This is a genomic window from Mordavella massiliensis (genome assembly GCF_016902415.1).
GTDB classification, from domain to species: Bacteria; Bacillota; Clostridia; order Lachnospirales; family Lachnospiraceae; genus Merdimonas; species Merdimonas faecigallinarum.
Genome location: NZ_JACJLV010000041.1, coordinates 1 through 17,293, shown reverse-complemented (window position 1 = coordinate 17,293; position 17,293 = coordinate 1). Strand labels below are relative to the sequence as shown.

The window sequence follows — 17,293 nt, the reverse complement described above, 5'->3', positions numbered from 1 at the left end:
CTTTTATTATTTAGAAGAAAGGATATAAAAATGAAACGTTTACCTAAATATACGCCTGCGGAAGTACGGAATGATCCATACGGATTTACTTACAAAGAAATGTCGGAAGTTATTGGCGAGAATGAAGCAAAAGCCTTATATGAAGAATTATATAAGCAATTACCACGCAAAAAAAATCTATCAATGTTGGTAAAAAATATTTGCAAAAGCAGTGATACTGAAAAGTATGTTTACGAACTGAAAGACAACAAATACATTGAAACGGTTTTTATCAAGCGGCGAGATGGTGGAACTGTTTGCGTGAGCACACAAGTCGGTTGTCCTGTTGGTTGTATTTTTTGTGAGTCCGGGCGAAATGGCTTTGTTCGTAATCTAACATCGTCAGAAATCGTACAACAGATTATATTGTTGCGTCGAAAAGTAAACCGTATCGTTTTTATGGGTATGGGAGAGCCTTTATTCAATTATGACAACTTGATAAAAGCAATCCATATTCTCCGAGATAGATATGGGCTCAACTTTCCAACCGACGGCATTACCATATCAACAGTTGGTCCGGTCGATCAATTAAAAAAATTGCGCGAGGAACATCTTAAAATTCAGTTGACAATATCTTTACACGCAGCAACACAATCTGCAAGAAATCGTATTATTCCTCACATGCGCATATATGCTATTGAAGATGTTGTTAAGCAAGCCTTATCCTATTCTGAAAGGCATAATCGCAAAATTGTCTTTGCGTATTTGCTTTTACCGGGTATAAATGACCGGCCCTCAGATGTAAGACAACTTGCAAAATGGTTTCGGGGCAAAAAAGTTATGATTAACGTGTTACAATACAACCCAACAAGCAATTCAAGAATTAAAGCACCACAGAAACGGGAAATAGTTGCATTCAAACATCAATTAGAGCAAGCAGGACTTGAAGTTACTATGAGAGTTTCTCATGGCAGAGAGATTAACGCGGCTTGTGGACAGTTAGCTAACACATATAATAAATTCAAAAAAAAATGATTAAAAGTGCCAGACGCATAGACGCAGAGCCGATAACGCATTAGGTCAAAAAACCTATGTGTTATCGGCTTTTTTATTTAATATTGCGCAAAAGCCGCTGTTCCCTATTATAGAATGGATTGCGGGTAGTGTATTAAAGTCGCCCTTTTTTAAGGATACGGCGGTATCGGGGAGGTATCGCCGTGTCCATTTTTATTTACTGTAACCCGCCTAATGCTTTGCGGTCAAAAAAAGCTATGCTCCGCAAGCGGGATATTCCGGCTATGAATGTGAACTGTCAATACATTTAGCTACTGCTTACATTTCCTTTGCGCCCGTCCGCGTCTTGCGGACGGGCGCATTTTGCTTCTGGGTCGCCCTCACGGGCTTTGAGGATTGTTTCATAGGGGAGAAGTCTACTCATACCGGCTCACCCCCATTTCTTCGCGTAGCCGCTGCAAGGCAAGCTGGATATGCCGCCCCGCTGTGCTGCGTGACCGGCCAATACACGCGCCGATCACGCGCTGCGGCTGGCGCAGAAAGTAATAGCGCAGGATTTCTTCCCGCGTCTGCTCCGGCAAAACAGAGATCGCGTCGGCAAGGGCGGCGTTGCAGAGCAGGACGGTCTGACCGCAGACGGTAAATGGGTATTCCTCGTCCGGCTCCGACGCGGCAAACTGGACAAACTTCTCGTTCATCAGATAGTCAAGGGAAACTTGCCGTTCCCATTGCCGTTTAAGCTTCAAAATCTTGTCCAAGGCGGCACAGCGGATAACAGTCTTGCAAAAGGCGTTGTACCTGCGCTGGATATATTCTTGATAGGCTATCTGGTCGGTCATGGAAATTCCCCTTGCTGAATAATAGTGCGGGGCGGTGGCACTTCTTGCTGTCGCCCCTTGATTGCCTACCAGCAAAGGCGGGCGGGGCTGTCAACGGCTGCGCATATGCGCCGTTCATCTTGACCGTTGACTGGCTCGGCTGGGTTTGCTATTTACCCGACAAACTTGAATTTATTTTAAGCTATCACGTTTTACCTTCTTAAGCCTTACTATCATTACCATAGGAATTTCTTTGTTGGTTTTAAAACATTCTTCATAAAATCCATCAATGACAAATCCAGCTCTAAAACAAAGGTTAAAAATATCTTGTATGGAACGATGATAATAAATCTGCTCTTTCGGTTGCCCTTCAATCGCTATATCATAGTAACTGTGCGGTGTCATATATTTTTCAGTCAACGTGACAAAACAAGGGTGTTGCGTTGCAAAGACAAAAATTCCGCTTTCCTGCAACAGTTCATAAACAGCCATAAGAAGTGGTTCAATATCCGTAATATCCATAATTGCCATATTAGAAACTGCTTTCGTAAAGGCTCGATTTCTTTTTAATTCTAATATACTTTTTCTATCGGTCGCATCCGCCACACAAAATTCAATTTGTTTTGCATATTGTGATTGCCGTCTTTTAGCCAATTCTATCATTTTTTTGCTGTAATCAAAAGCGACAACCGAAGCGCCTCTTTGTGCAAGATACGAAGAATAATTTCCATTGCCACACGCAATATCCAAAATGTAATCCGCAGGATTAGGAGATGGAAGTTCCGTTACTTTGGGACGCACTACCTCTCTGTGAAATTCATTAGATTCGTCACCCATTGCATTATCCCAAAATTGTGCGTTCTCCTCCCAGATTTTTTTACTTTCCTCTGTTCCCATGTTCTCTCCCACTCCCCAAATTTGCTTTTTTGCTTCCATTAAATCTTCCTTACTATATTCCATTGTTACCCTCCATAACTTCTGATTGTTGCCGTCTTGACGATTATGTATCTTTACATTACCTTCTGAAACATATGGCGCACCTTGTCCAGGCGGCTGTTTGGACGGCGGGGCTGGATGACCGGCTGACCGACAGCGGCCTGATATCCTTTCAGCTCTGTAAGGCATACGCTCCGCCCGTTGGTGTAAAAGGCCAGATCAGTACGGTATGCCTGTATACAGCGGGCGGGAATCTCGCCAGTAAAGACAACTTCATCCTTTTTTACCTGGGCCGTTTCGATGGTGGCACAGTATTTCGGTGCATCATGATAAGCCCTGGAAAGGTATTCCTGGGGCGCATAGAGGATGAAGGAGAGATAAGGTTCCAGCAGCTGCGTCCCCGATTCCTTCAATGCCTGTTCCAATACAATCGGGGCCAATGAGCGGAAGTCCGCCGGCGTGCTGACCGGACTGTAATAAAGCCCGTATTCAAAGCAAATCTTACAGTCCGTTACGTTCCAGCCGAACAAGCCCTGCTCCAGCCCGTAACGGATACCATCCCTGACAGCGTTTTGAAAACTCTGGTTCAAGTATCCCAGCGAAACCCGGCTCTCGTATTGTACACCGGAGCCAAGCGAGAGTGGTGTAACAGACAGTCCTATGGATGCCCAAAACGGGTTGGGCGGCACCTCGATATGGATGGTGTGGCTGGCTGCTTTGAGCGGCCGCTCCATATAAATGACGGAGGGTTCCTTTACCACTGTTTCAAGCTTGTATTTTTCCGACAGCAAAGCGGAAACAACCTCCAACTGCACCCGGCCCAAAAAAGAAAGAATGATCTCATGGGTGATGGAATCCACTTCGCAACGCAAAAGCGGGTCAGTATCCGCAAGTTGCGTAAGAGCGTCCAGCAGCCGTTCTCTTTGCGCTGCCGTTTTCGGCGCAATCGTCGTCCGCAGCATGGGGAGGGGGTCCTCGCGCCACCTTTTACGAGGGAGCCGGGTTTGGTCCCCTAATACATCGTTTAACCTCACGCTGTCGCTGGGAAGGATAACAATTTCACCCTGATAAGCGGTGTCTGTCCGAACAATTTCCCCTTTGGATGGAATACGCATCTCTGTGATTTTCAGCTTTTCTCTCCCGGCCAGGGCCACCGTATCCCGCAGGCGCAGCGTTCCGCTGTATAACCGTAGATAGACACGCCGCTGGCCGCAATCGGTGTACTCAACCTTGAAAACGCTGCCGCATAGGGCGGCGCCCCCCTGTTCCCCAATCGGTTGGAACAGCCCTGTCACCGCATCCATCAACGGTTGAATGCCAAGGCCATTTTTGGCGCTGCCATGATAGACTGGGAACAGGGAGGCGTCTTGAACCCGCTGCTGTTCCTCCCGCGCAAGTTTTTCCCGGCTGATTGGTTCTCCTGCGATATACTTTTCCAATAATTCATCGTTATTTTCGATGACCGCATCCCATGCTTCTATGTCGGTATTTTCCTCCAGGACTATTTCCGGGGACAGCGACACCGTCTGCTTGATGATAATATCGGCGGAGAGCTTATCCCGAACAGACTGAACCACGCTCTGCAAATCAACGCCAGCCTGGTCGATCTTGTTGATAAAGATAACGGTGGGAATGTTCATTTTCCGCAGGGCATGGAACAGAATACGGGTCTGGGCCTGCACGCCATCTTTAGCGGAGATCACCAAGATGGCCCCATCTAAAACAGCCAAAGAGCGGTACACCTCCGCCAAAAAATCCATGTGGCCGGGCGTATCCACAATGTTAACTTTACATCTGTGCCACTGGAAGGAAGTGACTGCCGCTTGAATGGTAATCCCACGCTGCCGCTCCAAAAACATGGTGTCCGTCCTCGTTGTCCCTTTTTCGACGCTCCCCGGTTCTGAAATGGCTCCGCTGGCATATAGCAGGCTCTCCGTCAAGGTCGTCTTTCCAGCGTCTACATGGGCAAGAATTCCAATATTGATTATTTTCATGTGATTGTCCTCCCTTTACAGCCCCAAAGGGCATAAAAATCCCCAGCAGTAAAATACTTTTACCACTGGGGATTATAAGTTGCGGACATACACATATACAGCATACACCTGTTTGTGATTGCTGTTTTTGGGGATATGTCAAAATTGATAAGGCAAAAGTATTCTTAAATTGGGTACAAAAAACTAAGCCCCTACAAAAGGAGCTATCATAATCCTTTGTTCCCACTATTTGATTATAGTTTTATTTAAGAATACCTTGCCGCATATTTTTTACTCCTTTTCTGGATTAAATCATTGTATCACATCAGTTTTAGGAAAGCAAGTACCTAAAAGAAATTTTTCTTCCCCTTATATGTAACAATCATACCGGCTTCCTAGCGTTCAGAATGTTTTCTGCTGTCTGCTGTGGTGTTTGGTTGGAATTGTCCAACCAAAAGCCGATCCGTGGTGTTGTCTGCATTTTACTAAATACAAATTCAATGTATACAGAAAGATATAAGGAGTGGGAGGGATTCCGCCGTAGTTGGCATTGTAGGAAAATCCAAAAGTTTAGATTTTCCCACAATGCTTATCTTTTGGTCTTTGGTTCGGAATAGTGTAGTGCTGGCGGTCTATCTCTTGTTTTCGGTTGCTTGCTTCCTTACCGTACATGAGCATTTGCACCAGGGTTGTCGTTGCCGTAACCTTCCAGAAGGTTAATCACGCCCCAGATACCAAGGCCAGCGCCCAGGGCGATAACGAGAGTCTGAAGAACATCCACAGCAGAGTTAAAGAATTCCATAATGTACCTCCATAAAATTTGATTGATTTTTGATTGATTACGGAAGGCACACATTTTCCTCGAAGGTAATCAACCGCCGGTTTCCTCGGCGGCTTCGTCCCCGGACAGGTCTATCGAATAGGCTGCAAATTGTTCGTCCGGCCTCAATTTGAGCCTGGCAGACAGAAAACGCTCTATGTCGAAGGCGTTTTTCTTGTCGTAGTCGGATAGGTATTTGTAATTCGGATGTTTGGTAATATCAAACTTCTCCGAAAGGAACGGCCTTACGCCGCGCAGTTGCAGGATGCACTTGCCGCCATCCATAACGGCCAGCTCATCCTGGCTCATCAGCTCTTTACTGCCAAAGCAATGGACGAGATCCATAAGGCTTCAGCCGGGATTCCGAGAATGATCAACCGAGTATGCGAAAAATCACTTATGTATGCGTTCCAACAGCAAAAGCGGCTCGTCGATGATTATATGGTCAAGTATGTAGTGGAACATGAAATGCTTGGGACCGTAACCGGATAGAGAAGGTGCCGTCCGGATTCCGGACGGCCCATACATCAACCATCACGGTGACAGTAAACTTAGCAACTTAAAGACAACTCATGAGAGCAGTCTGGTGACAGCTCATGAAATCAGCAACATTTAATAACACCCGATAACGCCTCTCGGAAGGTGGTGAAATCTCAAAGGGCTAATTCCAATTTGTTAGTTTGATTATATCTATTTTCTAAAAATCAATCAATGTATATCTTCAATCCACCAACAATTCTCATAGCCGCATTTCTCCATTTTCATATTCAATATTCCAACTTCCTCTGCATAATTTCATGCAGATCCTATTAGGATAGACCTTAATCTTTATCCGGTCCGGATATCCTAATACATCATAAGAAAAAAGAACTTCTTTGAAATCATTTCGCCTGGTCCGATCCAGAAGATTTTCTGCAAAAGCAACTTTATCAGGAATGATAAGCTTATTGGCAACTACTGTCATTCCCTGTTCATAAAACTGATCGCTGGTTGTACTCGTTGTGGATATTACTTCTACATCCCGGCCAAACTGCAGATATAAAAGAATGCCGGCAAAGAGAATCAGAATCGGCAGGATTATCTTTACTTTTCTCATATACGCACTCTCCTGTAGTGTCCGTATACGAACACTATTGTTTCCCTTATTTTACGCTAATAATATCTGTATAGCAATATGAATCTATAGAAAGCAGTTTACTGAAATGATTAAATATGACAAGTTATGGGAAACTATGAAAGCCCGGAACATTACACAATATGATCTGTACACCCGGTATCATATGAACCGCTCTCAGCTAAACCGATTACGGCATAATCAGAATGTAGAAGTCAATACGATTGATAAACTCTGTAATATTTTGAATTGCAATGTTGAAGATATTATGACTCATTATCCTGATGACAATGTATTCTGAACACATCATCTGATGAACAGACTCCCCATTCACAATGAATGTGGAGCCTGTTTATTTTTACAGATTAAATAACCGGTTTGCATCATGAAATCCCTGACAATATGCCGTCTTTCCGCATATCCGGATCATGCACTCCAATTTATCATACAGTTCCTGTATGACGTCCATTCTGCGACAATCCGATAAGTTCTCCTGCATCTTTTCAACTACTATTTTTAGCTCTTTATCTGCTTGTTGAAATTCTTTATCATCATACATAGCTTCCTGAAATACAGATCCTTCCTGTATCTGATAAAGCTTATTTATAAGTTCGTCTGCTCATAATCGATTTCCGTATTATGCCTGTACTGACCTTTTTCACGCCTGAGATTAGCAGCCATATCGACAACAAGTAGAATTCCCATCTGAAGTCCTATTTCTGTATATACGCTGGCCGTCTCACTGCTGATCTCATTGGAAAGATCCAGAAGTTCTGACGTGGGATTTGGATCATACTTTTTTACTGCATCTTCAAACTTGTCGTACAGTTCGTCTATTCTCTCCTCATAATTCCTTGTATCTTCATCCGGCCCCAGACCAAACAGCAGAAAATCCGCAACACTCCGTATATTTGCTTTTCCTAAAATTTCATGTATGTACGCCATATTCATCCTTCTTTCTAAGACAAAAGCCTGTCGCTCACATATCCTCTCAGCATATCTACCGTTACTTCGATAAAGCATCCACAGAATAAAATCAAGAATGCTGCCGCTTCAATACACAAGAGTGCCGCCACCTGAACCCAGTCCTGATAACAGACAATCGTTCCGATCATCAAAAGAATAAGCAGGAAAGTAAAAACCCCTTTTATAAAGCCATATAAATTGACTGTCAGCTTAATGCAAAGGCTGATCAGAGCCAAGATGATCCAGATTGGCAACAATATCAGTTTTTCAATTAATTTTAAAATTATCATGATTTCTCCTTTCCTCCATCAGGCAAACTGGGGCATATCGTGATTTACCTCAGCCTGATAATAACCATCAATCGTAGCAGGCGCATTAAATAATGCAGCCAGCATATACTTCTTAATATTCTTGACTTTTGAAGTATTCTTTTTCAGACATTCGATCACATATTCGATGTGTGAATATTTAAGTTTCAGAAATTTACTTTTCACAAACTGCACCGGATACCGGTTACTGGCAATCAGTATTTCTTCATTCTGACACAATACTGTCTCCAGTATCAGCTCATAGATCCCATTGATCAGCTCCTGCTCAAAAGGATGGGTGATCAGAAGATTATCATAGTCAATATTCTCTTTGATCAGGCTTCCGTACGCCTGCATAGTTGTCATCCCTTCTGCGGATCGCATCTGAGACGATCCGATTAGATCTGATTCAGTATCATTCTCTTTATTATAACTTAAATTATTATAAATAGAGTTTGTTTTGCAAACTTCTTGAAGTTTATTTTCAGGACTTCTTGAAGTTTGTTTTTGGGACTTCTTGAAGTTTGTTTTGTAAACTTCTTGATCTGACTCTTCCCCCTCATAAGTTTGAATTGTAAACTTCTGTGGCTCTGTCTCCTGATCTGATGGAATATCTTCCGCAGTTTTTTCCTCGTCTGCCATCATAAATGATTTTACATAGATAATATTGGTCTTGCCAAATCCCTGACGTTTCTTCTCGATTAGACCAATCCCGTTTTCACTGTCCAGCTCCTGCAGCGATTTTACAGCTTTATTTCTGCCACAATTCAGCAATTCCATAATATCTTCAATAGAAAAGTATATGTAAGCCCTGTTTTCATCATCAAACCACTGGTTCTTGATAGATAAAGACATCCTGTCCAACATCAGCCCATACAATATCTTCGCATCACTGGACAGTCCGCGGAAGTAATCATTCTTAAATAACGCTTTTGGAATCCGGTAAACTATACTGATCCGCCTGGGATCCATAAAAATAATTAAATGATACTTTTTGTTCCATATGTTCCTCCTTTCTTCTGGATTTCAGAGGTTCTATTTCCGGCACCTCTGATCATGCCGCTGTAAACTGTTTAATATATAAAAGGTTTGGCAGTCCAGATCCTCGGATCTGTTTCTCAACAAGTCCCTTCTCTTCTAATTCGGAAAGGATCTCCATCGCCTTTTTTCTTGAAATACACATATCCTGCTGGATTTCTGCAATAGGATAGATCACATATACTCTGTTCTCTCTGTCGAGCCATTTATTCTTTGATGCCATTCCCATTCGATCCAACAGAAGACCGTATAACATCTTAGCCATAATTGACAGAGATGAGAAATCCTTGCCTGTTAATAACAGTTTAGGAATACGGATAAAAGAGTATTGATCCGCCTCTTTTCCATAAAAATACCGAAACGCCATGTTTTCATCCCTCCTGTTCCGTCTTCCATTTTTCCAACAAACCGACGATTATCCGTTCCATTTGCTCTTCCGAATATTCAAGCGGAAAATATTTCGTGAGTTTTTTCTCTGAAATTGTCACCTTTCTATTTTTGGTTTTAGGAGCAATACAATTATTAAATATCGAGATCATAAAATTCTGAGTGATTGTTTCCGTTTCAAGATGTTTCCGCAATGCTGAAATCTGGCCAGGCTTGATGAAACCATTGTCCCGGATATATTCATAAATCCATTTCTGGATTTCCCTGTCGAGATATGAAATATCAACAGCTACAGTAAATTGCAGTTTCTTTTTATCAACGAGTTCGAGCAGTTCCGGTATAAGTTCCGTGAGACGAATATACCTCGAAACTTGATTTTTACTCACGCCTGCACTTTCAGCTATGATATCTCGCGATTTTAATCCATCGTACTTGTGCCCATTTTGGGCACAGGTTAAGTCATTTCGTAATCCTTGATGCTTAATTGCCTCTAATTTCATTTTAAAAGCAAATGCCTTTTCACTCGGAAGCAGCTCTTCCCTCTGAATATTGGCATCTACCATTGCGATTACCGCTTCATCATCTGACAGTTCTCTGATGATTGCCGGAATTGTAGTAAGACCTGCGATAGCAGCTGCATGCATTCTACGATGACCGGATATCATTTCATATTGATCATTCGCCATTGGACGGATCAATACAGGAGTAAGCACTCCATTTTCCTTTACACTATCTACCAGATCCTGCATTTTTCCATCATCAAGAACTTTAAAAGGATGATCCTTGAAACTATGGATCCTGCTGATTTCTATCTCCATAGCCGACTCTTCATTCAGAACTCCAAGCATTTCGTCAATACTTGTCAGTTTAACTTTTTCCCCGCTTCTATTTTTCATTTTCCAAAACCTCCTCTGTCAGATTTCTGTATGCCTCTGCAACTTTACTCCTGGGACAGTGTGCATAAATACTTATTCCTTCTGCGCTTGTTTCGGCAGCCTTTACAGACATAGGAATCGTATTCTGAAAGACAACAATCCTTGATCCGTATGTTTCATGTACTTTAGAAGAAATATCTTTCGCATAATTTGTTCTGTAATCGACCATAGTAAGAAGAATTCCCTGGATTTTCAATTTACGGTTCAACCTCTTCTTTACCATCATGATTGTTTTAATTAACTGCTGAAGTCCTTTTACAGGAAGGTAAGCAGCCTGAACCGGGATAAGCACTGAATCTGATGCCACCAGAGCATTAATTGTCATCATTCCAAGACTTGGCATACAATCGATCAAAATATAATCGTATCGTTCTCTCATCATATCGATATAATCCTTCAGTATTAATTCCCTGCTCATAACATTTCCCATTGTCACTTCCAACGCAGAAAGTTCAATATTGCCGGGCATAATATCTATATTTTCCTCATGATGAAGAATCCCAGCTGCCATATCGATTTCTTCCTCATTAATAACAGCCGTCAGGATGTTTGCCAGAGTAACCGGAATTTCATCCGGTTCGACATATCCAAGGCTTGCAGTCAGACTTCCCTGCGGATCTGTATCGACAAGCAATACTTTATTCCCTTTCCTTGCTAATCCAATGCCAAGATTTACAGCAGTAGTAGTCTTTGCGACTCCGCCTTTCTGATTTGCTATTGAAATAACCTTACACATTTTTTGTCCTCCTCAATTACTGTTCCCAGTATTGTTCTGCCCAGAGTTTTAATATTGCCAGGATTTCCCGTTTCATTTTCTCCGGTGTATAACTGGATGGGAAATATCGGTGAAGCTGTTCATTTGTAAAAATCACTCTGGAGATTTCTCCCTTCTTAATCTCACTCATAATATCTTCCATCTTTTCTTTTGTGAGCTTTCCTTCTTTGCTTAACCTTTTCATCCGCTGCGCCTGTGACAGTGAAGGCGTAGACTGTGCATAATCCATAGCGTCGAGAAGCTGTTTTTGCTCTTCCTTCTTCAGAGAGGCGATCTCTACTGCAGGATTAAATCCAATCATTTCATCATCCAACTGTTGGAGCAGTTCCGGGATCAATTCTGTAATCTTGATATAGCGTTGAACCTGCTTAGGGCTGTCACCGCCTTCCTCTCCAATAATCTCGACTGTCTTTTTCCCTTTGAATTTGTGGTCAATTTGGCTACGCTTTCGACCGCCTTTTCTTTTCATTGCCTCATTTTTCATCATATAGGCAAATGCTTTTTCGCTGTAGCTGATCCGCTCCCGCTGCAAATTAGAATCCACCATGGAAATAATCGCCTCGTCATCGGACATCACCCGGATGATTACGGGCAGCTTACGATATCCCAATTGCTGTGCCGCATATTTTCTTCTATGCCCTGCCACAATCTCATACACACCATCCAGGACAGGTCTAACGATCAGTGGACTGAGTATCCCGTAATTTTGAATACTTTCTTTTAGAAGCGACATCTCTTTATCGTCCCTGACCTGAAATGGATGCTTCTTAAAATCGCGAAGCCTCTCGATCTCAATTTCAATGACTTTCTCTTTTTCTTCCAATTCTTCCAATTCTTCCTCCTTCTTTCTTCTGATACGCAAAAAGCCCGTTCAGATCAGATTTTTATAAATCCGATCCAAACGAGCTTCTCGTTTGACATATCCATGTAATTGATATTGTATCAGCTTTTTTCAGATAATCCGTAATGACGTACCGCCTGTTTATCCAGCATTTTCTCTTTTTTACTATCTAAAACACAGGCTGACATCTAACTGAGCACTCATATTAGCTAAACGCCCTGAAAAAAAGTATTAGCCATAGAGCATATTTATTAGCTGGAGCCGCCGATTTTTGTCCGTGTATTAGCTGAGATTTCATTCCTGACAGACCCTTTTTTATCTCCAGAAAATGAAATAAGCGGGTAATTATTCAGCCGTTCCAGCTAATAATTCCCGCTTATATTTGCCGTCTCCGGGAGGATTTGAACCTCTGACCCCTCGCTTAGGAGGCGAGTGCTCTATCCAGCTGAGCTACGAAGACATTCTCTGATTTTTGGCTTAAACACTGGGTTTTCAGCCTCTCGGTCAGATAACCGATTCTATGGTAACAGCCATTTTTTATGACTGGTAACCAACAATTTTTTCTGTTTCTTTGACAGTGAAGCGAACACCTTTTTCATGTTCAACTCCTGTTCAATTCGTTTCCGTACCAGATCCGATTTGTACTCAAATCTGCCTGTCCCTGCTTCCATGAGGTGTTCGCTTACCAAACACTTAGGAGGCGCTTGTTATATCCATTTAACTAAGGGAACTTTTTTCATGCCCATCAATTATACTGCATTTTCATGGGCCTTGTCAAACACTACTTAGAAATTGATCACTCCCTGCATCCAGATATTTCCCTTGAATCTTCTTCCTACGGCGGGCTCTCCCACTACTTCTTTTACCGGCACGCAGACATCAAACGTCAAACCGTTGACCTCCAGCGTCATCACATAGAGTTCTTCCCCGGTATATTCATTTTCAATACTCTGGAGCCCCAGGATCTCGCCCAGGATCGAATATCTGTCGCATTCAATCCCATAGGGCATAATATACGTATCAACGATGGTAAATACGTCTTCTGTGATCAGTCTTCTCGATACTTTGGAATATGTATCAATATCATCCAGCGTCAGGCTTTCGATGGCCGCCGGATCTCCGGTGCGGGCCGCGTTCATAAGCTTCATCCGGTTATGTACGTCTTCTCTTTGCTTCTGCTCCTGAGATTTGTCTTTCCTTACCGGAAGGAGCACCGTGCCGCCATCGCACAGTCCCGACAGAGTGACGGATTTGTATTTTACAGACTCCGTCCTCTGCCGTTCTTTCAGATACTCCACAATGTTCTGGAGATAGAAGATCAGACTGATGCCGATCTTCATATCTTCACAGATGCCGACATAGGATTCCCGGTCCATCCGTCTTTCGATATACACCTCTGCATTAGAGGTAACACCGGTGCCAAGAAAATATGGATAGTAATACTGCATATAAAATTCTTCATACAGATCCATATCTCCATACATGGCGATTCCTATGCCCGGGCCGTATTCTTTCTGAAACTCGCAGAAATCCATTTCATCATCCTGGGATACTACTTCATGATGATGAAAATGTTTTCTTGTTTCATACAGGATCTCATTTAATTCTGTCTTCCCGTTGATACTGCCAAAACCGATGGCTTTCAGATATTGATGCATATAAGTTTCCTTCTGGATTATTTGTTTTTGGGGATCAGAAGTTCCGTTCCGCCCATATATGGTCTTAAAACTTCCGGAATCCTTACAGTGCCGTCTGCCTGAAGGTTGTTCTCCAGAAATGCGATCAGCATTCTCGGCGGAGCGGCCGCTGTGTTATTTAAGGTATGAGCAAAATATTTTGTACCATCTGCTGCTTTTACGCGGATGCCAAGTCTTCTTGCCTGTGCGTCTCCTAAGTTGGAGCAGCTTCCTACTTCAAAATATTTCTTCTGTCTCGGGGACCATGCTTCTACGTCGCAGGATTTTACCTTCAGGTCTGCCAGGTCTCCGGAGCAGCATTCCAGGGTACGTACCGGAATATCCATGGAGCGGAAGAGATCCACTGTATTCTGCCATAATCTGTCATACCACATCATGCTGTCTTCCGGCTTGCAGACTACGATCATTTCCTGTTTCTCAAACTGGTGGATCCGGTAAACGCCTCTTTCTTCAATTCCATGCGCGCCTTTTTCCTTGCGGAAGCAGGGAGAATAGCTGGTCAGAGTCTGCGGCAGCTGATCTTCAGTAAGCATGGTATCGATAAATTTTCCGATCATGGAGTGCTCGCTGGTTCCAATCAGATACAGGTCTTCGCCCTCAATCTTGTACATCATGGCGTCCATTTCCGCAAAGCTCATAACGCCTGTTACCACATTGCTCCGGATCATAAAAGGCGGAACACAGTAGGTAAATCCTCTGCCGATCATAAAGTCGCGGGCATAGGACAACACTGCGGAATGCAGTCTTGCGATATCGCCCATCAGATAATAGAATCCGTTTCCGGCCACTCTTCCCGCACTCTCCAGATCAATACCGTTAAAGCTTTCCATGATCTCTGTATGATAAGGGATCTCGTAATCCGGAACTATCGGATCACCGTATTTCTGGATCTCCACATTTTCACTGTCGTCTTTTCCGATCGGAACGGAAGGATCGATGATATTGGGGATGATCATCATGTTCTTTTTAATATTGGCTTCTACTTCTTTTTCTTCTGCAGATAAAGCTTCTACACGGTCTGCATTTTCCTGTACCTTTTTCTTCAGCTCTTCTGCCTCTTCTTTTTTGCCCTGTGCCATACAGGCGCCGATTTCTTTGGAGATCTTGTTTCTCTCTGCACGAAGCGCTTCTACTTCCTGCTTGATCTCACGGTTTCTTTTGTCAAGCTCCAGGACTTCGTCTACCAGCGGCAGTTTCTCATCCTGGAATTTCTTCTTAATATTCTCTTTTACGACGTCCGGATTGTTTCTTACAAATTTGATGTCTAACATGTTCTTCCTCCTCTTTTTTTACTCGTTGACTCCATATGCTTCCCCGTAGATAGCCTTATCCAGCGCTTCCGCCTCTTCTTCAGCCAGTTCTACGAAACTCTCGCCCTTCAGAATTTCCTTGACGTAAGTGTAGCAGCCTTCTCTGCTGTGCATGGCGTTCAGGATCCATCCACTGTTGTTGCCGTCCAGCATGGCAATGGCAAAACTTAATTTTCCGCCCATCTCGTTAAATGCGTCATACTTTACGATTCCCATCTTCTGATAGTTCTTTTCTGTATGCTTGCTCATTTCCCGGATATCCAGACGGTTCTGCTTTGTGATCTTTAAGATGGCCTCTACTTCTGAGAATCTTTCTTTAAAGCTCTCTTCCAGAGTTTTTCCATCTTTACCCTTCATAAACGTGTTGTAGCTGCTTTTTAGTCTATTATACTTCATGGTTACATTCACATACAACACAAAGAGTGCGATAATTAGCAAGAATAACAATATGATGATAATCCCCGGGTCAATGCCCAGAGCTGATAAGATTCCGCTTTCCATATATTATACTTCCCTTCCTATACTCATAATCATATCGAACATACGTTCTAATTCTTTATCAGAATAATACTCGATCTCTATTTTTCCCTTTCCATTTCCTTTTGATGAAATACTTACTTTTGTACCCATCACTTCTTTCATCTTATCTGCAAGATCCTGATAGAGAAATGCATTTTCTACAGGTCTTTTTACTTTTTCTTTTTTCGGATTCTTAATATCCTTGATCAGTTTTTCTGTCTCTCTGACGCTGAGTTTTTCATCAAAGATCTTGTTTGCCAGGATGTACTGCTGTTCCTGATCGTCAATAGCCAGAAGCGCTCTCGCATGGCCAGTTGTGATCATATCGTCAATGATCATCTGCTGTACTTTTTCGTTGAGCTTTAATAATCTCATAGAGTTTGTGACAGCCGTTCTGCTCTTGGATACTCTTTCCGCCACTTCATCCTGCTTCAGATGAAATTCTTCCAGCAGCTTTTTATAAGCCATGGCTTCTTCAATCGGATTCAGGTTCTCTCTCTGAATATTTTCAATCAGCGCGATCTCCACGATCTCCTGTTCTGTATAGTCTTTGATGATCACAGGCACTTCCTTTAGTCCTGCCATCTTCGCGGCCCGCCATCTGCGTTCTCCGGCGATGATCTCATAATAATCTTTTCTCTTTCTTACCAGCAGTGGTTGCAGAACTCCCATCTGTTTGATGGAGTCGGCCAGTTCCAGAAGTGCGTCTTCCTCAAAATTTTTTCTTGGCTGATCCCGGTTTGGCTCTACCATATTGATCTTCACCATCAGTTCTCCGGAACCGGACGCCTGCTTTTCTTCTGACAGCGCCTTATCTTCTGTCTTTGCAGGTTTCGTCACTTTTTTATCCTGGATCAGAGCGTCCAGCCCTTTTCCTAATCCTTTATTTCTTACTGCCATTTTCTGATTCCCCCATTTATACTTCGTCCCTGTTCATGACTTCCTCTGCCAGACGCATATAACTGTCGCAGCCGGAAGATTTCGGATCATACTTATTGATCGGCATGCCATAACTGGGCGCCTCCGCCAGTCGTATATTTCTCGGAATAATCGTCTTATAAATATTCTGATGAAGATTATCCTTTACATTTTCCACCACCTGCAGAGACAGATTGGTTCTGGCGTCGTACATTGTAAATACTACGCCTTCAATCTCCAGCCTGTCGTTCAGTCTGTCCTTCACCAGTTCAACCGTGTGGATCAGCTGGCTTAACCCCTCCAATGCATAGTATTCGCACTGAATCGGCACTAATACAGAATCTGCTGTTGTCATGGCATTGATCGTCAGCATACTTAATGAAGGCGGGCAATCAATAATGATATAATCATATTGATCTTTGATTCCTTCAATCGCATTCCGGATAATATATTCCTTATCTTCAATGCCGATCAGCTCTATTTCTGCAGCCGAAAGATCTATATTTGACGGAAGTATATCCAGATTTTCAAGAACTTCCTTCTGAATCACCTCGTCCGTCCCGCATTCTCCGATAATAATATCGTAAACCGTTTTTTCAACGGAATCCTTGTCCAAGCCAAGGCCGCTGGTCATATTTCCCTGCGGATCCATATCAATCGCAAGTACTTTCTGCCCCTTATCTGCTAAACAAGCAGAAAGATTAATAGCTGTTGTTGTCTTTCCTACTCCGCCTTTTTGATTTGCAACGGCTATAGTTCTTCCCATTTTTTTCTCCACCTCTCTTCAGCATAGGTCTAGTATATCACTTTTTCGGTTACTTATCTAGACAATGTTTCGCGTGAAACATTATTTTTTTATTTCACGTGAAACATTGTCTAGATAAGTAACCGAAAAAGTGATATACTAGACCTATGCTGAAGAGAGGTGGAGAAAAAAATGGGAAG

18 protein-coding genes, 1 tRNA gene and 3 pseudogenes are annotated in these 17,293 nt (G+C 42.8%); 2 read left to right on the top strand and 20 right to left on the bottom strand.

Annotated features, from left to right (window positions below):
• Positions 1-1,014, top strand: a 1,014-nt coding sequence (gene rlmN, locus H6A13_RS10645) for a 23S rRNA (adenine(2503)-C(2))-methyltransferase RlmN (protein WP_476703433.1), incomplete at its 5' end; no start/stop codon positions are given.
• Positions 1,015-1,409: 395 nt separating this feature from the next.
• Here rlmN and H6A13_RS10640 read toward each other — a convergent pair.
• The 6 genes and pseudogenes from H6A13_RS10640 to H6A13_RS10615 all read right to left on the bottom strand — a co-directional run bounded on the left by H6A13_RS10640 (position 1,410) and on the right by H6A13_RS10615 (position 6,636).
• Positions 1,410-1,832, bottom strand: coding sequence for a sigma-70 RNA polymerase sigma factor region 4 domain-containing protein (locus tag H6A13_RS10640; RefSeq protein ID WP_002586616.1), 423 nt, complete (start codon positions 1,830-1,832; stop codon positions 1,410-1,412).
• A gap of 171 nt (positions 1,833-2,003) precedes the next feature.
• Complete coding sequence (locus tag H6A13_RS10635) at positions 2,004-2,771, bottom strand: class I SAM-dependent methyltransferase (protein WP_204909550.1); 768 nt, start codon at positions 2,769-2,771, stop codon at positions 2,004-2,006.
• A 50-nt stretch (positions 2,772-2,821) separates the two neighbouring features.
• Positions 2,822-4,741 (bottom strand): tetracycline resistance ribosomal protection protein Tet(W), encoded by a 1,920-nt coding sequence (tet(W), locus tag H6A13_RS10630; RefSeq protein ID WP_002586627.1) that lies wholly within the window; start codon positions 4,739-4,741, stop codon positions 2,822-2,824.
• A gap of 652 nt (positions 4,742-5,393) precedes the next feature.
• Positions 5,394-5,522: pseudogene (locus H6A13_RS10625) on the bottom strand (Maff2 family mobile element protein); the annotation flags it as partial.
• A gap of 69 nt (positions 5,523-5,591) precedes the next feature.
• Positions 5,592-5,858: pseudogene (locus tag H6A13_RS10620) on the bottom strand (VirD4-like conjugal transfer protein, CD1115 family); the annotation flags it as partial.
• Between the two features lie 421 nt (positions 5,859-6,279).
• A complete protein-coding gene (locus H6A13_RS10615; RefSeq protein WP_204909549.1) occupies positions 6,280-6,636 on the bottom strand; it encodes a hypothetical protein in 357 nt (118 codons plus the stop codon).
• A 106-nt stretch (positions 6,637-6,742) separates the two neighbouring features.
• Between H6A13_RS10615 and H6A13_RS10610 the strand changes: the two genes are divergently transcribed.
• On the top strand, positions 6,743-6,955 hold the full coding sequence (locus H6A13_RS10610) for a helix-turn-helix domain-containing protein (RefSeq protein ID WP_087224406.1): 213 nt from the start codon (positions 6,743-6,745) through the stop codon (positions 6,953-6,955).
• A gap of 302 nt (positions 6,956-7,257) precedes the next feature.
• Here the strand turns inward: H6A13_RS10610 and H6A13_RS10605 are convergent, their stop codons facing one another.
• From H6A13_RS10605 to H6A13_RS10545, 14 genes and pseudogenes are all read right to left on the bottom strand, one after another.
• Positions 7,258-7,599, bottom strand: coding sequence for a hypothetical protein (locus tag H6A13_RS10605; RefSeq protein ID WP_204909548.1), 342 nt, complete (start codon positions 7,597-7,599; stop codon positions 7,258-7,260).
• 14 nt (positions 7,600-7,613) lie between these two features.
• Positions 7,614-7,910, bottom strand: a complete 297-nt coding sequence (locus H6A13_RS10600) for a hypothetical protein (RefSeq protein ID WP_204909547.1) — start codon at positions 7,908-7,910, stop codon at positions 7,614-7,616.
• An 18-nt stretch (positions 7,911-7,928) separates the two neighbouring features.
• Positions 7,929-8,708 (bottom strand): DUF6017 domain-containing protein, encoded by a 780-nt coding sequence (locus tag H6A13_RS10595; RefSeq protein ID WP_338043062.1) that lies wholly within the window; start codon positions 8,706-8,708, stop codon positions 7,929-7,931.
• A 6-nt stretch (positions 8,709-8,714) separates the two neighbouring features.
• Positions 8,715-8,900 (bottom strand): annotated as a pseudogene (locus H6A13_RS13515) (replication initiator protein A); the annotation flags it as partial.
• A gap of 82 nt (positions 8,901-8,982) precedes the next feature.
• Positions 8,983-9,333, bottom strand: a complete 351-nt coding sequence (locus H6A13_RS10590; RefSeq protein WP_087224398.1) for a replication initiator protein A — start codon at positions 9,331-9,333, stop codon at positions 8,983-8,985.
• A 4-nt stretch (positions 9,334-9,337) separates the two neighbouring features.
• Complete coding sequence (locus H6A13_RS10585; RefSeq protein ID WP_204909546.1) at positions 9,338-10,249, bottom strand: ParB/RepB/Spo0J family partition protein; 912 nt, start codon at positions 10,247-10,249, stop codon at positions 9,338-9,340.
• On the bottom strand, positions 10,239-11,024 hold the full coding sequence (locus tag H6A13_RS10580) for a ParA family protein (protein ID WP_204909545.1): 786 nt from the start codon (positions 11,022-11,024) through the stop codon (positions 10,239-10,241). The genes H6A13_RS10585 and H6A13_RS10580 overlap by 11 nt, the downstream gene beginning before the upstream one ends.
• Before the next feature lie 16 nt (positions 11,025-11,040).
• On the bottom strand, positions 11,041-11,895 hold the full coding sequence (locus tag H6A13_RS10575; protein ID WP_204909544.1) for a ParB/RepB/Spo0J family partition protein: 855 nt from the start codon (positions 11,893-11,895) through the stop codon (positions 11,041-11,043).
• Between the two features lie 395 nt (positions 11,896-12,290).
• Positions 12,291-12,364 (bottom strand) — tRNA-Arg (locus tag H6A13_RS10570).
• A 325-nt stretch (positions 12,365-12,689) separates the two neighbouring features.
• A complete protein-coding gene (locus tag H6A13_RS10565; protein ID WP_204909543.1) occupies positions 12,690-13,562 on the bottom strand; it encodes a DUF3881 family protein in 873 nt (290 codons plus the stop codon).
• 17 nt (positions 13,563-13,579) lie between these two features.
• A complete protein-coding gene (serS, locus tag H6A13_RS10560; RefSeq protein WP_204909542.1) occupies positions 13,580-14,872 on the bottom strand; it encodes a serine--tRNA ligase in 1,293 nt (430 codons plus the stop codon).
• 18 nt (positions 14,873-14,890) lie between these two features.
• Complete coding sequence (locus H6A13_RS10555; protein WP_204909541.1) at positions 14,891-15,412, bottom strand: DUF4446 family protein; 522 nt, start codon at positions 15,410-15,412, stop codon at positions 14,891-14,893.
• 3 nt (positions 15,413-15,415) lie between these two features.
• The gene (locus H6A13_RS10550) at positions 15,416-16,330 is read right to left on the bottom strand and encodes a ParB/RepB/Spo0J family partition protein (RefSeq protein WP_204909540.1); all 915 of its coding nucleotides are present in this window, start codon (positions 16,328-16,330) and stop codon (positions 15,416-15,418) included.
• 16 nt (positions 16,331-16,346) lie between these two features.
• The gene (locus H6A13_RS10545) at positions 16,347-17,114 is read right to left on the bottom strand and encodes a ParA family protein (protein ID WP_204909539.1); all 768 of its coding nucleotides are present in this window, start codon (positions 17,112-17,114) and stop codon (positions 16,347-16,349) included.
• Positions 17,115-17,293 lie beyond the last annotated feature (179 nt).